This is a genomic window from Nonomuraea sp. NPDC051941 (assembly GCF_044593615.1).
Genome location: NZ_JBIUCF010000019.1, coordinates 39,633 through 55,370, shown reverse-complemented (window position 1 = coordinate 55,370; position 15,738 = coordinate 39,633). Strand labels below are relative to the sequence as shown.

The 15,738-nt window shown below is 71.7% G+C and carries 18 protein-coding genes; 14 read left to right on the top strand and 4 right to left on the bottom strand.

The window, feature by feature from the left end; translation table 11 throughout:
- Positions 1 to 25: 25 nt before the first annotated feature.
- Both ACIHFD_RS29810 and ACIHFD_RS29805 read right to left on the bottom strand, forming a co-directional pair.
- Entirely contained in the window at positions 26 to 1,597 is a 1,572-nt protein-coding gene (locus ACIHFD_RS29810; protein WP_397369702.1) for a PH domain-containing protein, read from the bottom strand.
- Entirely contained in the window at positions 1,594 to 2,118 is a 525-nt protein-coding gene (locus ACIHFD_RS29805; protein ID WP_397369701.1) for a PH domain-containing protein, read from the bottom strand. Before ACIHFD_RS29805 ends, ACIHFD_RS29810 begins: the two co-directional genes overlap by 4 nt.
- A gap of 177 nt (positions 2,119 to 2,295) precedes the next feature.
- On the opposite strand from ACIHFD_RS29805, the gene rfbB reads away from it, so the two are divergent.
- Together rfbB and ACIHFD_RS29795 are read left to right on the top strand one after the other, a co-directional pair.
- Entirely contained in the window at positions 2,296 to 3,267 is a 972-nt protein-coding gene (rfbB, locus tag ACIHFD_RS29800) for a dTDP-glucose 4,6-dehydratase (protein WP_397369700.1), read from the top strand.
- Between the two features lie 78 nt (positions 3,268 to 3,345).
- Positions 3,346 to 3,705 carry a hypothetical protein gene (locus tag ACIHFD_RS29795; RefSeq protein ID WP_397369699.1) on the top strand — a complete coding sequence of 120 codons (360 nt, stop codon included), beginning with the start codon at positions 3,346 to 3,348 and terminating at the stop codon, positions 3,703 to 3,705.
- A gap of 52 nt (positions 3,706 to 3,757) precedes the next feature.
- Here ACIHFD_RS29795 and ACIHFD_RS29790 read toward each other — a convergent pair whose 3' ends face one another.
- Complete coding sequence (locus ACIHFD_RS29790; protein ID WP_397369698.1) at positions 3,758 to 4,804, bottom strand: hypothetical protein; 1,047 nt, start codon at positions 4,802 to 4,804, stop codon at positions 3,758 to 3,760.
- 48 nt (positions 4,805 to 4,852) lie between these two features.
- Positions 4,853 to 5,242 carry a GntR family transcriptional regulator gene (locus ACIHFD_RS29785; protein WP_397369697.1) on the bottom strand — a complete coding sequence of 130 codons (390 nt, stop codon included), beginning with the start codon at positions 5,240 to 5,242 and terminating at the stop codon, positions 4,853 to 4,855.
- Positions 5,243 to 5,386: 144 nt separating this feature from the next.
- On the opposite strand from ACIHFD_RS29785, the gene ACIHFD_RS29780 reads away from it, so the two are divergent.
- The 12 genes from ACIHFD_RS29780 (at position 5,387) to ACIHFD_RS29725 (ending at position 15,680) form a co-directional block, all read left to right on the top strand.
- Entirely contained in the window at positions 5,387 to 5,905 is a 519-nt protein-coding gene (locus tag ACIHFD_RS29780; RefSeq protein WP_397369696.1) for a hypothetical protein, read from the top strand.
- A complete protein-coding gene (locus ACIHFD_RS29775) occupies positions 5,902 to 6,456 on the top strand; it encodes an SdpA family antimicrobial peptide system protein (RefSeq protein ID WP_397369695.1) in 555 nt (184 codons plus the stop codon). Before ACIHFD_RS29780 ends, ACIHFD_RS29775 begins: the two co-directional genes overlap by 4 nt.
- A complete protein-coding gene (locus tag ACIHFD_RS29770) occupies positions 6,450 to 7,436 on the top strand; it encodes a sporulation-delaying protein SdpB family protein (RefSeq protein WP_397369693.1) in 987 nt (328 codons plus the stop codon). The genes ACIHFD_RS29775 and ACIHFD_RS29770 overlap by 7 nt, the downstream gene beginning before the upstream one ends.
- A 37-nt stretch (positions 7,437 to 7,473) precedes the next feature.
- Complete coding sequence (locus ACIHFD_RS29765; RefSeq protein WP_397369692.1) at positions 7,474 to 8,211, top strand: LmbU family transcriptional regulator; 738 nt, start codon at positions 7,474 to 7,476, stop codon at positions 8,209 to 8,211.
- Positions 8,212 to 8,475: 264 nt separating this feature from the next.
- Entirely contained in the window at positions 8,476 to 9,348 is an 873-nt protein-coding gene (gene rfbA / locus ACIHFD_RS29760) for a glucose-1-phosphate thymidylyltransferase RfbA (protein ID WP_397369820.1), read from the top strand.
- A 42-nt stretch (positions 9,349 to 9,390) separates the two neighbouring features.
- Entirely contained in the window at positions 9,391 to 10,539 is a 1,149-nt protein-coding gene (locus tag ACIHFD_RS29755) for an AMP-binding protein (RefSeq protein ID WP_397369691.1), read from the top strand.
- Complete coding sequence (locus ACIHFD_RS29750; RefSeq protein ID WP_397369690.1) at positions 10,536 to 12,032, top strand: aromatic amino acid lyase; 1,497 nt, start codon at positions 10,536 to 10,538, stop codon at positions 12,030 to 12,032. The genes ACIHFD_RS29755 and ACIHFD_RS29750 overlap by 4 nt, the downstream gene beginning before the upstream one ends.
- On the top strand, positions 12,029 to 13,171 hold the full coding sequence (locus ACIHFD_RS29745) for an inositol-3-phosphate synthase (RefSeq protein WP_397369689.1): 1,143 nt from the start codon (positions 12,029 to 12,031) through the stop codon (positions 13,169 to 13,171). Before ACIHFD_RS29750 ends, ACIHFD_RS29745 begins: the two co-directional genes overlap by 4 nt.
- A complete protein-coding gene (locus ACIHFD_RS29740; protein WP_397369688.1) occupies positions 13,168 to 13,338 on the top strand; it encodes a hypothetical protein in 171 nt (56 codons plus the stop codon). The genes ACIHFD_RS29745 and ACIHFD_RS29740 overlap by 4 nt, the downstream gene beginning before the upstream one ends.
- Entirely contained in the window at positions 13,335 to 14,165 is an 831-nt protein-coding gene (locus ACIHFD_RS29735) for a sugar phosphate isomerase/epimerase family protein (RefSeq protein ID WP_397369687.1), read from the top strand. Before ACIHFD_RS29740 ends, ACIHFD_RS29735 begins: the two co-directional genes overlap by 4 nt.
- Positions 14,162 to 14,860, top strand: a complete 699-nt coding sequence (locus tag ACIHFD_RS29730) for an EboA domain-containing protein (RefSeq protein WP_397369686.1) — start codon at positions 14,162 to 14,164, stop codon at positions 14,858 to 14,860. Before ACIHFD_RS29735 ends, ACIHFD_RS29730 begins: the two co-directional genes overlap by 4 nt.
- A complete protein-coding gene (locus tag ACIHFD_RS29725; protein WP_397369685.1) occupies positions 14,811 to 15,680 on the top strand; it encodes a TatD family hydrolase in 870 nt (289 codons plus the stop codon). The genes ACIHFD_RS29730 and ACIHFD_RS29725 overlap by 50 nt, the downstream gene beginning before the upstream one ends.
- The last annotated feature ends 58 nt before the right edge of the window (positions 15,681 to 15,738 follow it).

Sequence of the window (15,738 nt, the reverse complement as noted above, 5' to 3'; positions counted from 1 at the left end):
AATGGCCGAAGATGTGGAAATGCGGCTAATCCGTGTTTTCCCGGAGAAATGGCGACAGCATACCCGGCGCCGCTTCGTCGGCAAATGCGAGGCCGGTGCGCACGTCCATGTCGGGCGCCCGGTAGCGGCCGTAACCGGCGGCGGTGGTGGCGATGACGGTGATCAGCCCGAGCCGCCGTTGCAGCAGCGACTGACGCAGCTTCCAGCCGATCACCGCACGCCGCTGCAGGGCGTCGGTGGAGCGGGTGAGCAGGCCGCACCGGGTGACCAGGTAGCGGCCGACGATGGTGTGCCCGAGCGAGCGGTAGGCCACCACGGCAAGGAACACCGTCACCGGCAGCGTTGCCACGCCGGCCAGCCAGAGCCAGTCGGGCAGCGGCTCCATGGTCAGCCCGAACCACAGCAGCAGCCCGGTCAGCACCAGGCTCGTGTTGACCGCCCACACGACCCGCCGCCGCAGCGCCGCGCGCGGGTGCGCGCGCAGCGGCGCCTCGAAGGGCAGGTCCCCGTCGTCGAGCACGGCCGCCGCCACCCGCCGCGCCTCTCCGACGGGGCACCTCGGCAGGATCGTGGAGGCCGGCTCCGAGCCCAGCCCGGCCTTGGCCAGCCCGGTGGAGATCACGGCCGTGTCGGCCGCGCCGATCCACCGCCAGAACAGCGGCTCCGCGAGGTGGACGCCGCGCAGGCGATGATCGTCGCGGTTCACCTCCCGGGTCTTCAGCAGGCCGTTCGAGGTGCGCAGCGTGGTGCCGCGCTCGGTCCGCACGCGGGTCAGGCGGAAGTTCCAGAACTCCGAGACGAAGCCCATCGTGAGGCCGGCGGCGCCGACCAGCGCGACCGCCGCGGTCGCGATGGCGATCGTCCACCCCGGTCCCAGCGCCTCCCAGTCGACCAGGTCCAGGACGATCTTGTTCAGGTCGACGCCGACGTTGTTGAGCAGCCAGTACGCGCTCCAGATGACGAACATCGCCGTCACGAACGCCCAGATGTTGAACATGTTGTAGAGCAGCCAGTGCCGCTTCAGCCCGGCTATGAGCGTCTCGCGCCCGTCGTCGGCGGGGGCCTCCTGACCGGCCTCGGCCCCGAGCCGGTCGGCCAGCAGGACGCGGCGGAGCTCGGCCGCGGTGGCCTTGGAGACGGCGTTGAGCTCGATCATGCCCTCGCCGGTGGAGGCGTTCTGGCCGGTGCCGATCGTGACCACGCGCAGCCCGGCCAGGCGCTGCTTGAGGTTGGCGGTCGTGTCGACGCTGCGGATCCGGTCGCGCGGGACCGACAGGGTGCTCCTGACCAGGAAGCCGCTGTGCCGTTCGACCCGGTGACCAGTGACGCGGTAGCGCGTCTTCAGCCAGCGGAACAGGTCGTGGCCCGCCGTGAGGAAGCCGATGACGGCGACGACCGCGGCGGGCCAGATCACCGACGGCCGGGGCTCGATGTCGAAGATCACGACGGCGACGAAGGTCGGGACGAGCGAGATGACCATCTGGATGGCGTCCACCCAGATCATCCGCCGGTCCAGCCGCCGCAGCGGCTCCACCGGGGGACTGCCGGCCGCCGGTTCCGCCTCGGGGCGGGGCAGCGAAGGGGGCGCGGTGCTCACGTGGCGTCTCCGGGCGTGTGCTGGGTGATCTCGGTGAGCCGCCCGGCCACCCGGGTGGCGGTCTCGCGGTCGAGGCCGGCGAGCTGCACCGGGCCGTGCGCCGAGCCGGTCGTCACCGTGACGGTGGCCAGCCCGAGCAGCTGCTGCAGCGGGCCGCGCTTGGTGTCCACGGTCTGGATCCGGGAGATGGGCGCCACCCGCCACTCCCGTACGAGCCAGCCCGACAGGGCGTACACGGCCTCGTCGGTCGTCTCCCACCGGTGGATCCGGTAGCGCCAGGTCGGCATGATCGCTATGCGGAGCACGCTCAGCGCCGCGACCACGACCATGACCGGCTCCAGCCAGGGCCGGGCCGGCTCCAGCTGCGAGGTCAGGAACGCGAGCAGGCCCAGCAGGAGGCCGCTGCCGATCAACGCCCGGAGCGTCCACCAGGTCACGGAGCGCCGCTCGACCCGGTGCCGCGGAGGGCGCGGCAGCAGGTCCGGGGGAGCCTCCTCGCGCTGGATTCGGGTTTCGCTCATGGGCAGGAGCTTGCCGCAGTATCCGGAAAATCAGCCAATGGGAGCTGACCCGTGGAATCGCCGTCCGGGCTGTCTCGCCATGGCGGGACAGAGGCGGCGGGATTCGTTGATCCGGCCGCCCGGTTTCCGGTCCGATGGGGTCGGCACAGCCGTCCGTGATAATGAGAGGGGACACCCATGCGCGTTCTGGTGACCGGCGGGGCGGGGTTTATCGGGTCGAACTACGTGCGTAAAGCTTTGTCGGGGGCCTATCCCGGCTTGGCGGACGCCGAGATCGTGGTCCTGGACGCCCTGACTTATGCCGGAAACGAGCAGAATCTCGCCATGGTGAATGGCCATTCGCGGCTCAGGTTCGTCAAAGGCGATATCCGCGACCGGGCCGCCGTGCTGGAGTCGATGCGCGGCGCGGACCTTGTGGTGCACTTCGCCGCGGAGTCCCACGTGGACCGCTCGATCGCCGGCTCGGCGGAGTTCGTGCTCACCAACGTCGCCGGCACGCAGACCTTGCTGCAGGCCGCGCTGGAGACGGGCGTCCGGCGCTTCGTGCACGTCTCGACGGACGAGGTGTACGGCTCCATCGACGAGGGCGCCTGGACCGAGGACTTCCCGCTGGCCCCCAACTCGCCGTACGCGGCCTCCAAGGCCGCCTCGGACCTCCTGGTACGGGCCTTCCATCGCACGCACGGCCTGCCGGTCGTCATCACCAGATGCTCGAACAACTACGGACATTTCCAGTACCCGGAGAAGGTCATCCCGCTGTTCGTGACCAACCTGCTCGACGGCAGGCCGGTGCCGCTCTACGGCGACGGGCTGAACGTGCGCGAATGGCTGCACGTGGACGACCACTGCCGCGCGGTGCAGCTGGCCGCCGAGCGCGGCAGGCCGGGCGAGGTCTACAACATCGGCGGCGGCGTCGAGCTGACCAACCTGGAGCTGACCCGGCGGCTGCTGGACGTGGTGGGCGCGGGGCCCGAGATGGTGCGTCAGGTCGACGACCGCAAAGGACACGACCGCCGATACGCGCTCGATTTCACCAAGGCACGCGAGGAGCTCGAATTCCGCCCCGAGGTCGACTTCGACGAGGGGCTGGCGCAGACCGTGAAGTGGTACGCCGAAAATCGCGCCTGGTGGGAGCCGCTGAAGCCTTGACAATGACGGTGAAGGCGGCCCCTGAATGTCTCGCCAGCGGGACCCGCCGAATGCTATGAACCAGAAATGGAGCTCCGCTTGAGCGTGCTCGAGAATGGCCGGTTGACGCCGGTCGGCGCATACGCGCCCCGCGCCTGGAAGGATTTGTCGCCGATTGGCGCGGCGGTGGCCGTGCCCTTGGTGCCGGCCGTCGGGGAATTCTGCCGCACCGAGGAGGAGCTCTATTTCGTGGCGGCGGGCCGGTTCCCGGATCGGGGATATGCCGGCCAGGGGCACGAACGGCCCCTGGCCGCCCTCGCGCCCGGCGCCTTCCCGACGTCTTCGTGCCGGGGGCGGGCGTGCCGCTCGCCGGGGAGATGGGCGGCGTGCTGCTCGTCGGCGCCGACGGTGACCACCTGCGCGGGACCTTCCGGAACGTCCGGCAGGTGGGCCAGGTGACGGGCGCCGCGAGGGCCGCGCCTCAGGTCGTGCCGAGTGGGAGGGCCGCGCCTCAGGTCGTGGCGGGTGGCAGGGCCGGGCCGCCGCCCGCGGGAGGGCGGGCCGGGCCGCCGCCGGTGGCAGGGGGGAGGGCCGGACCGTTGCCCCTGGCGGGGCTGCGGCCGTCGACGGCGGTCTCGGCGCGCAGCGCGCGCCTGATCTCCTCGGCGCCCAGCGCCGCGTCGTCCACCGTCACGACGAACTCGCCGCCGTCGCGCAGCGCCACCAGGAGACCCTCGCCCTTTCTGATGACGACGGAGTGCTTGCGCAGGCTGCGCAAGCGCCAACCCCAGCCCCATTCGCGCGGATTGACCTGGACCACCTCCGCGGTCTCGATGCGCGACAGGCTGATGCGCCGGTTGGGCATGAACGGCAGGCGCCCGCGTACGGCGAGGGTGCGCCCGTTGAAGACCGCGATGACCCCGGACCACAGGTGGAGCGTCAGCAGCGAGAGGAGCGCCGGCACGGCCATCCACCAGGTGCCCACCACGGCCAGCACGACCATGATGCAGGTGGCGGCCAGGGTCTTGCGGTAGAAGGCGGGATTGCGCGCGCTGCCCAGCCAGACGGTCTGCCCCGTGCGCGGGGGACCGGTGACGGGGTCTTCGGGCAGGACGTCGCCGTCGTCGGCGGAGCGGACCAGCGGGCTGACGGCCAGGGCGCCGAAGAGCATGGCGACCACGGCCGAGCCGATCACGACGGTCGACGCGTAGGAGGGGGAGTAGGCCTCCTGCCAGATCTCGGCGTCCAGGTTGCTCGCCACCGTCCCCATGATCACGGCCATGTCGAGCAGGACGACCACGCCCAGGGCGCCGCCGGCGCCGGACCTGCGCCCGATGGATCCGATGGGCCGCAACCAGGCGACCAGGCCGAGGATCAACCAGCCGAGGCTGCCGAGCGCCAGGTCCTCCATGATCGTGGCCCACAGGGGCGCCGACGCGTCCGGGCGTCCGTCGACGAAATGAACGGCCACCGGGTCGGGCAAGCGGTGCTGTAACGCGAACGGGACCGCGATCGCCGCCAGGTGAGAGAGGGCCGGGATGAGTATCACGATCCGCACGAAGCGTGACCCCATTGTGCTATCCGCTTCCGTGACAAGAAATGGTCATCACCGGTCCGAGATCCTGCCATAGGGCAGATGGTTTCGGAAGGCCAGAACCACCAGATCGATCAGCTCCCTTTCCGAGATGCCGACGCGGTGTGCCTCCATGGCGAGATGAGCCGCGGACCGTGCCAATCTGGGATCCCCCGTTCCCGGTGAGTGCGCGACCACGACCGTGCCTTTTCCCCTGCGGACCTCCAGCAGCCCCTCGTCCCTGAGCAGCGCGTACGCCCGCAGCACGGTGTGAAGATTCACCCCGAGGTCATTCGCCAGATCCTTGGCGGGCGGCAGCCGATCACCGGGGCCGAGTACTCCCGTTGCCAGGGCGTATCTCAGTCCGTTGGCGATCTGGTCGAACAAAGGTTCCGCAGAGCTCGGATCGATGCTCAAGCGCATGCGTGGCTCCTGGCCAGAGGCCTGGCCGTGTGGGGGGTGAGACGACGGCGCATGCCGTCAAGGTTAGTCCCTATTTACAAGATTATTCGAGTAGTTATATAACAACTCGAGTCGGATCGAGACGGTCACTGACTTGGAGTTGGCATGCGACCTGCGATCGTCGGAACCATCCTTGCCCTGAGTGTCGCCTCCACCGCCTCCACCGCGGGGGCCGCCTCACGACCACCGGAATTCGGCGGGGAAGAGCTGTTCATGGGGCTCTTTTTGGACCAGGGACCGGTGGCGCAGGCGTTCCCCGACCTCAAGGGTCCACACTCGGGCGTCCGCTGGACGCCGGGGGAGGCGCGGGACCTCACCGCGCGGATGCAGCACCTGGATCCCAACTTCTTCGCCACCTTCAAGACGGACATCACCAGCGGGGACCGGATCCGGGTCAGCCGGGCCTCCGACGCCGCCGGTCAGCTGGCGGCCCGTGCCTCCACCGGGGGCACCGGAGGGGCGAACAGTCCCCAAGGCGCCTTCATCGTCGTGGACAGGACGGTCATGAAGCAGTCCCACGTCGTCGTCAACAAGAACAAGTACTGGCACGGCCCCGACCCGGGCAGCAGCGAGCTCGCCCAGGAGCGATGGGCCGACGACGTGGCGGAGCAACTGGCCAGGTGAGCTCCAACAGCCGCCTCGGCGCGACGGCTGTGGCCCTCGGTCTCGGCTGGGCCGTGGTGATCGGCTACACGGTGATCGGCCAGCTGCCGACCACGGCGGTCGAGCTGCCCGCCCAGCGTTCGGTGACCGACCAGGCCCGGCTGATCGCCCCCCAGGGGTGGGCGTTCTTCACCAAGTCCGCGCGGACGCCTCGCGAGCTCGCCTGGCGGCGCGGCGCGGACGGTACCTGGCAGCCGGCGCTGCTCGGTCCGCACTCCGAGGCCCGCAACCTGTGGGGCCTCGACCGCCGCTCCCGTGCTCAGGCCGTCGACCTCGGCGTTCTCACCGCTGCCGTGCCGGCCGAACGCTGGTCGAAATGCGCGGCCGGAGTACCGGCCCAGTGCCTGGACGTGGCCGGAGCACCCGTACCGATCAGGAATCCCGCGCCCGAGCCGCTGCTCTGCGGCGAGCTGGCGCTGACCAAGCAGGAACCCCTTCCGTGGGCCTGGGCGGACGCGGCGGGCACCACCCGGATGCCGATCTCGGCCGTGCGACTGGAGGTCGCATGCTGAGCAGACTCGGGGCGTCCGTACGGGCCGTCGCCGAGACGAGCCCCTGGACCAACGTGTACGGGCTGGCCAGGACCCTGATCGCCCTCAGCACCCTCGTCACGCTGCTGGCCAGCGAGACCTCGACACTCTTCCGCCCGGCCGCGGGCGACCCCGGCTTCCCCTACTGCGACGGCGCGGCCGCCTACGGGCTGTTCTGCGTCGCCGAGCCCGCCTGGGCGCACCGGATCGCGATCGTCGTCCTGCTGGTGGCCGCCTCCGGCTGGCGGCCGCGCCTGACCGCGCTGCCGCACTGGTGGGCGACGGTGAGCTTCCAGGCCTCGTCCACCATCCCCGACGGCGGCGACCAAGTGGCCGCCGTGCTGACACTGTTGCTGCTGCCCATCGCCCTGACCGACGGGCGGGCCTGGCACTGGCAGCGCACGCGCCCGGTGGGCGACGTCACCGCCTCGCTCGTCGCCTGGTCGGCGCTCGTGGTCATCCGGGTCCAGGTCGCCGGCATCTATCTCCAGGCCTCCATGGCCAAGCTCGGCCGGGAGGAATGGGCGAACGGCACGGCCATGTACTACTGGCTGAGCGATCCGCTGTTCGGCGCGCCCGGCTGGGCGGCGCCGCTGCTACGGCCCGTGCTCGCCGACGCCGCCGGGGTCACGATCCTGACGTGGGGGGCCGTGGCCGTCGAGTTCGCCCTGGTGTTCGGGCTGTTCGCGCGGCGCGCGGCCAGGCCGTACCTGCTGGGGGCGGGTGTGCTCCTGCACGTGTCGATCGCCCTGCTCATGGGCCTTGGCAGCTTCGCACTGGCGATGATCGCTTCGCTGGTGCTCTACCTGCGGCCGCTCGACCAGCCGTGGCCGCTCCCCGACTCTCTGATGCGCACAGTCAAGTCACTGCGGAGCCACCTTTCCGTAGTGCCGCAACCCTTCTGGGGACGCCGACGAACCGTCGCCACCCGGAGGGCGCTCGAAGAAAACCGAAGTCCCTGATCTCTCCTTTACCAGGTGTCGGGGCAAACGGAGGTGCATGATGAATGCCCGCTCAGTGAACGGCTTAGCGAAGAATGACGGCAGCGGGCCGGCCGAGCCCCGCCAGCGGCTCGGACTGGACCGATCCGTCGTCACGAGAAGAACTGGCCTCCAATTTCCTAATCAGCTCTCATACCCCATCTGGGAGCGCATCGGCAAGCAAATCTCGCTCATTTGCGACTCCTCCGCGTGGTGGCTGGGAGATTGGCTCATCTATGGCGAGCAGGCCTATGCGGACCGTTACCGGATGGCCATCGAGCAGACCTCGCTCGACTACCAGACGCTGCGCAACTACGCCTGGGTCGCGCGCCGCTTCAGCCTGACCAGGCGCCGGGACAAGCTGAGCTTCGCCCACCACGCGGAGGTGGCCGCGCTCCCGGAGGAGGAGCAGGACCTGTGGCTGCGCCGCGCCGAGCAGAACGGCTGGTCGCGTAACCGGCTGCGCAGGGAGCTGCGCGGCGCGACCAGGATCGCGCGGATGGCCGAGGGCGCCCCGGAGCTCGAAGGCCGCTCCACGGGCCGGCGGTCGGGCGGCGAGGCGGCCGCCAAGGCCGCCGTGGACGTCAACGTGCAGCTGGCCTCCCGCGAGCAGCTCGAACGCTGGAAGCTCGCCGCTCGCCTGCAGAACAGCGACCTGGCCAACTGGATGGTCGAGTCGCTGGAGAACATCGCCGCGGAAGTGATCGGCGACCAGCCGGCGACCACCGCCGAGATCATGGCGCCCGCCCGCGGCTGACCCCCGGAGAATCGGGGGGGGGGGGGGGGGGGGGGGGGGGGGGGGCGCCCCGCCCGCCCCCCCCCCCCCCCCCCCCCCCCCCCCCCCCCCTCCACCGCGCCCTTTCCCGCGCGTGCCTGATCCGCCGCGCCCGCGGGTCCCCGGCGGACAATGCCGCCCGCGCGAAATCAATGCCATTTCCCAGTGTTTGGCGCCCACGCCCGCCGTGTGATTAGTCTTCCGGCGAAATCAGCGAATCGGCGAAACCGAAGAACGGACGAAATGATGAAGGGAATCGTACTTGCCGGTGGCAGCGGCACACGGATGTATCCCCTTACATTCGGCACGTCCAAGCAACTGCTGGGCATCTACAACAAACCGGTGATCTACTACCCGCTCTCCGTGCTGATGCTGGCCGGACTGCGCGACATCCTGGTGATCTCCACCCCCGACAGCCTGCCCGGACTGCGGAACCTGCTGAACGACGGCTCCCACATCGGGCTGAACATCACCTACGCCGAGCAGCTGGAGCCGCGGGGCATCGCGGAGGCGTTCCTCATCGGCGCCGACCACGTCGGGGACGACCAGGTGGCGCTGATCCTCGGGGACAACTTCTTCCACGGCGCCGGCTTCCCCAGGATCCTGCGCGCCTGCCGCGACCGGCTCGACGGCTGCGTGCTCTTCGGCTACCCCGTCTCGGACCCCGAGCGGTACGGCATCGGCGAGACCGACAGCAACGGCGCCTTGGTGTCGATCGAGGAGAAACCACTGCGACCGCGTTCCGACAACGCGATCACCGGGCTCTACTTCTACGACTCGGACGTGGTGGAGATCGCCAAGGGGCTGTCGCCGTCCGACCGGGGCGAGCTGGAGATCACCGACGTGAACCAGGCGTACCTCAAGCAGGGCCGGGCCCAGCTGATCCGGCTCGGCCGCGGCTTCACCTGGCTCGACACCGGCACCCACGACTCGCTGCTGGCCGCCAGCCAGTACGTGCAGGTCATCGAGAAGCGGCAGGGCGTGCGGGTGGCCTGTCTGGAGGAGATCGCCCTGCGGATGGGCTACATCGACGCGGACACCTGCCACCGGCTCGGCGCCGGGATGAAGAGCTCCGAGTACGGCTGCTACCTCATGGAAATCGCCCAGACGCTGGGCTGACAGACGCTGTCCCGCTGGCGGGACCAGGGTGAGGAGCCTTGCGTGGAAAACCAGGATCTGACCCCGGCGACACTGCTGTCCCACGACTTCGCCGCGCCCGAGCTGGCCGAGCGGGCGTGGAGCGTGCGCTGGGAGGAACACGGCGCCGACCCCGGCGCGCTGGTGCTGGACTCGCTGCCCCCGGAGATCGACTTCCACACCTCGGGCAGCACCGGGCCGAGCCAGACCTGGCGGCGTACCAGGGAGAAGGTCTGGTACGAGGCCGGCCTGCTCGCCGAGCTGGTCGAGCAGGAACAGCCGGAGGCGGTCGTCTCCTTCGTGCCCACCGTCCACCTGTACGGGGCGTTGACGAGTGTCCTCGTGCCCGCCAGGCTCGGCGTGCCCGCGTGGTACCGGCCGAGTTTCTTCGGCGCGATGCCGGACACGGGCCGGCGGCGGGTCGTCGTGGTCGCCACCCCGTGGATCTTCACGCTCCTGCTGCAGCACATGCCGTGGGTCCGCGAACTGGACCACGTCACCGTCCTGTACGGCGGCGCCATGCTGCCCGACACCGCCGGGCAGTTCCTGAAGGCCGCGGGCCCGGACAAGGCGATGGTCGTCGAGGTCATGGGCTCGACCGAGGCCGGCGGCATCGCCACCCGGCGCTGGCGGGAGGGCGAGCCGCCCGCGTGGTCGCTCTTCCGCGACGTGACCTTCGCCGGCCCCACCACCAGCGAGGAGGCCCCGCTCACCGTCACCAGCCCCCGTCTGGCCTACCGGCCGGGCGGGCAGCCGCCTCCCCTCTGGGAGGCCGACGATCACGTGCGGGTGATCGGCGACCGCACGTTCCTGCTGGCCGGGCGCCGCAGCCGCCTGGTCAAGGTCAACGGCCGCCGGATCAACCTGGACCAGGCGGAGCACACGCTCCGCGGCGTCCTCGACTGCGCCGACCTGGCCGTCGTGCCGGTCACCGACCGGATGATCGGCGAGCACCTGGACCTGCTGGTCGTGCTCAGGCCCGGCACGGAGCTGGCCGGCCTCGACCTGTCCACGGCCTTCGCCCGGCTGGGCGTGCGGCCCCGGCGCGTGCATGCCGTACCCCGGATCGAACGGTCCGAGCTGGGCAAGCTGCGGCACCTTCCCACAGCACCCATCGACCCCGCGGCACCTATCGACCCCGCATCACCCATCGACGCAGAGGTAGCGACGTGACACTGATCGACGACAGACCCGACAGCGAGACCACCGGCTCCGACCGCCTGGCCGAGATCGTCAGCAGCGCCGCCTGGGACGCCACGATCGAGCCCTGCACCGCGGTCGACGTGGAACGCATGGAGGCCAGCGCGGCGACCATCGCCAAGCACCTCGCCGAGCAGAAGCCCATCTACGGGCTCACCCAGGGCTTCGGCCCGCTGGTGCTGTACTCGGCCGAGTCGGAGATGGAGCAGGGCAGCTCGCTGATCTCCCACCTGGGCACCGGGCAGGGCGCGCCGCTGGCGCCTGACGTCTCCCGGCTGATCCTCTGGCTGCGCCTGAACAGCATGCGCAAGGGATATTCGGCCGTCTCGCCCGATTTCTGGCAGACCCTGGCCGACCTGTGGAACGCCGGCTACGCGCCGGTGATCCCCAGGGACGGCACTGTCAGCGCCAGCGGCGACCTGCAGCCCCTGGCCCACGCGGCGCTGACCTTCACCGGGTTCGGGGAGGCGTGGCGGCGCGACGGCGAAGGGCAATGGCAGCGGCGCCCGGCCACGGAGGTGCTCGCCTCTCTCGGCACCGAGCCGTTCGAGTGGCCCGTACGCGAAGCGCTGGCCTTCGTCAACGGCACCGGCGCCAGCCTCGCGGTCTCCATTCTCAACCAGCAGTCCGCCCTGCGCCTGGTCAAAGCGGGTGCGATGCTCACCGGGCGGCTGGCCACGCTCCTGCGCGCCAACCCCGAGCACTACGAGGACGCCCACGCCTTCGCCAGGGGCCAGGCCGGGCAGCTCACCGCGGCCCGGTGGATCAGGCGCGAGCTGCCCGCCGGCCTGACCCGCGACGAGCGCAGGCCGCTTCAGGAGCCTTACAGCCTGCGCTGCGCCCCGCAGGTGCTCGGCGCGGTGCTCGACCAGCTCACGGCCGCGGGGGACGTGCTCGCCAGGGAGGCCGGCGGCTGCCAGGACAACCCGATCACGTTCGACGACCAGGTCATGCACGGCGGCAACTTCCACGCCATGCCGGTGGGCCTGGCCTCCGACCAGATCGGGCTCGCCGTCCACATGGCCGCCTACCTCGCCGAACGGCAGCTCAACCTGCTCCTCAACCCGGCCACCAACGGCGACCTGCCGATGATGCTCACCCCGCGGGCCGGCCGCGGCTGCGGGCTGGCCGGCGTGCAGATCAGTGCCACCTCGTTCGTCTCCAGGATCAGGCAGCTGGTCTACCCGGCCTCGCTCACCACGCTGCCGACCAACGGCTGGAACCAGGACCACGTCCCCATGGCGCTCAACGGCGCCAACGGCGTCTCCGACGCGCTCGAACTGGCCTGGCTCACGGTCGCCTCGCTGGGCCTGGGCGTCGCCCAGCTCGCGGTGATGACCGGCGAGCGGCCCGAGGGGGTCTGGGCCGAGCTCGCGGAGATCTCGCCGCCGCTGGACGCCGACCGGCCGATGGGCGCCGAGGTGCGGGCCGCGCGGGAACTGCTGGACCGGGCAGGGCGCCAGTGAGCACCGGCGTCTGGCTGATCGGCGCCCGCGGGTCGGTGGCGACGACCACGATCGTGGGCGCCGCCGCCCTGCAGGCCGGGCTCACCGATCCGGTGGGCCTGGTCACCGAGCTGCCCGGCTTCGCCGGGCTCGGCCTGCCCGACGTGGGGGAGCTGGTCTTCGGCGGCCACGACCTGGGCACCGTCCCCCTGGTGAAGCGGGCGGAGGAGCTGGCGGGCGCGGGCGTGCTGCCCGGCCGCCTCCTCGAACCGGTACGCGAGCCGCTCGAACGCGCCGAGTCCCGGATCAGGCCGGGGTACGGCGGGCACGGGCACGCGGGCGGGCAGGCGCAGGCCGCGGCCGGGCTGGCCGCCGACATCGCCCTCTTCCGGGAACGCAACCGCCTCGAACGGGTCGTCGTGGTCAACCTCGCGTCGACCGAGCCGCCGGCGGTCGCGCATCCCGCGCACGCCTCGCTCGCCGAGCTCCGGGCGGCCCTGGCGGGCGGGCCGGACGTGCTGCCGCCCAGCTCCGTCTACGCCTACGCGGCGCTCGGCGCGGGACATCCGTACGTGGACTTCACGCCCTCGCCCGGCGGCCGGCTGCCCGCGCTGCAGGAGCTCGCCGAGCAGGCCGGGGCGCCGTACGCGGGCAGCGACGCCAAGACCGGCGAGACGCTGGTCAGGTCGGCGCTCGCGCCCATGTTCGTCCAGCGGGCGCTCCGGGTGCGCTCGTGGTCGGGCAGCAACCTGCTGGGCGGCGGCGATGGGGCCACGCTCGCGGCCGCGGGCCCGGCCAGCAGCAAGACCGGCTCCAAGTCCCGCCTGCTCGGCGAGACGTTCGGCCACCCCGTGGACGGCGTGACACACATCGACTACGTCCCCGGGCTGGGGGAGTGGAAGACGGCCTGGGACCACGTCGCGTTCGAGGGGTTCCTGGGGGCGGGCATGACGCTCCAGTTCACCTGGCAGGGGTGCGACTCGGCGCTGGCCGCGCCGCTGGTGCTGGACCTGGCCAGGCTCATGGCGGCGGCGGGCCGCGCGGGCCGCTCCGGGGCGATCGCCGAGCTGGGCTTCTTCTTCAAGGACCCGGTGGCCACCGACCAGCACTCCCTCGCGGAGCAGTACGCGAGGCTGCACGCCTGGGCGGAGGGCCTGTGAGGGCGCTCGTGGAGCTGGTGCGGGCGCCCGCGGCGCTGACGGTCCCCGGCGACGTGCTGGCCGGGGCGACGGCGGCGGGGGCCGTCCGCCGGCCGCGGGCCGCGCTGGCCGTCGCGGTCGCCCACCCGCTGGCCAAGCGCCTGTCCGCACGGGTGTCGACCACATGAGGTTCGGATACGGCACCAACGGGTTCGACAACCACCGGCTCGACGACGCGCTCACCGTGCTGGCCGACCTCGGCTACGACGGTGTGGCCATCACGCTCGACCACCACCACCTGGACCCGTTCGCCCCCGGGCTGGCGGCCGAGGTCGCCCGGGTCGCGGCCCGGCTCGACCGGCTCGGGCTGGACCGGGTGGTCGAGACCGGCGCGCGCTACCTGCTGAACCCCTGGCGCAAGCACCGGCCCACGTTGTTCGAGGACGGGCGGCGGGTGGACCTGCTCAAGCGGGCCGTCGCGGTCGCCGCCGACCTGGGCGCCGAGGCGATGTCGTTCTGGAGCGGCGTCCCGCCCCAGGGCATGGGGGACGACGAGGCGTGGCGGCGGCTCCAGGACGCGTGCGCCGAGGTCGTCGAGGAGGCCGGGCGGCGCGGCGTGCGCCTCGGCTTCGAGCCCGAGCCGGGCATGTTCGTCGACACGCTGGAGCGTTACCTGGAGTTGCGGGCCAGGCTGGGCGGGCCCGAGGAGTTCGGCCTGACGCTGGACATCGGGCACTGCCGGTGCCTGGAGCCGCGGCCGGTGCCCGAATGCGTGCGTGCCGCCGCGCCGTACCTGGTGAACGTGCAGATCGAGGACATGCGCCGTGGCGTGCACGAGCATCTGGAGTTCGGCGAGGGGGAGATCGAGTTCGGGCCGGTGCTCGCGGCGCTGAGCGACGGCGGTTACGGCGGGCTGGTCTCGGTCGAGCTGCCCAGGCACTCGCACGCGGCGGTCGACGTGGCCCGCAGGTCGCTGGCGTTCCTGCGGGCGCACACCCCGGCAGGCGTCCCGTGACCCGGGCGGACCCGCCGGACCCCGGCCGGGAGCGGCGGCTGGTGACGCCGGCGGAGTTGCTGGCGGCCGTTCCCGCCGCGGCCGCCGTGCGCGCGGCCATGGCGGAGGTACGGCGGCGGCCCGAGGCCATCCGGACGCTCTTCCCGGCTGCCGGGCGGCGCTGGGGCCGCGGGCCGCTGGGCGAGACCGGCTGGCTGGTCGAGGACGCGACGCGCGCCCTGCTCGTCACCGCGCTCCCGGCCACCGGTCAAGCGCTGGCCGGCGACATGGAACGGCTCTACCGCGACGGCGACACCGCCGAGAAGCGGGCCGTGCTGCGCGCGCTGGACCTGGTCCTCGTCGGCGAGCACGGCCTGCCGATGGTCCACGACGCGCTGCGCACCAACGACCCCCGCCTCGCCGAGACGGCGCTCGGCCTGTACGGGGCCGCGTACCTGCCGGACGACGCCTACCGGCACGGGGTGCTCAAGTGCGTGTTCGCCGGCGTGCCGCTGGCGCGCGTCGCGGGCCTGCAGCGCAGGGGAGACGGCGAGCTGGCCCGCGACCTGGCCGGGTTCGCCGCGGAGCGGACGGTCGCCGGGCGGGACGTGCCCGAAGACGTCCGCGAGTACATCGACCGCTTTCCCGAGGCCTCAGGGAGCCTTGATGCGTATCTTCGATCCGCACATCCACATGACGTCACGGACGACCGATGACTACGAGAGGATGGCGGCCGCCGGGGTGCGGGCCCTCGTCGAGCCGGCCTTCTGGCTCGGCCAGCCGCGCACGAACGTGGGCAGCTTCGTCGACTACTTCGACGCGCTGATCGGCTGGGAGCGTTACCGGGCCGGCCAGTTCGGCATCGCCCACCACTGCGCGATCGCGCTCAACCCCAAGGAGGCCAACGACCCCCGCTGCCGTCCCGTCCTCGACGTGCTGCCCCGCTACCTGGGCAAGGACCGGGTGGTCGCCGTCGGCGAGGTCGGCTACGACTCCATGACGCCGGAGGAGGACACGGCGTTCGCGGCGCAGCTGGAGCTGGCCGCCGAGTTCGAGCTGCCGGTGCTGGTCCACACGCCGCACCGCGACAAGGTCGAGGGCACGCGCCGCACCCTCGACGTGATCAGGGAGTCGGGTGTCCCGCCCGAGCGCGTGGTCGTCGACCACCTCAACGAGCTGACCGTCCGCATGGTGGCCGACTCCGGCTGCTGGATGGGGTTCTCGATCTACCCCGACACCAAGATGAGCGAGCGGCGGATGGCGGTCGTCCTGCGCGAGCACGGGACGGCCAGGATGCTGGTGAACTCCGCCGCCGACTGGGGCCGCAGCGACCCGCTGAAGACCCGCGCCACGGGCCTGCACCTGCTGGCGGCCGGGTTCGGCGAGGACGAGGTGGACCGGGTGCTCTGGCGCAACCCGGTGGACTTCTACCGTCAGAGCGGGCGCCTGGAGCTGTCCGGAGAGAGCCCCGAGCCCGCCTTCGCCGGCAACTCGATCCTGAGAGGCGGGGTGGACGATGGGATTCCGGCACGCTGACGGGACGTTGGTGCACCTCGCCTACTGCACCAACGTTTTGCGCGAGGCCCTGCCGGCG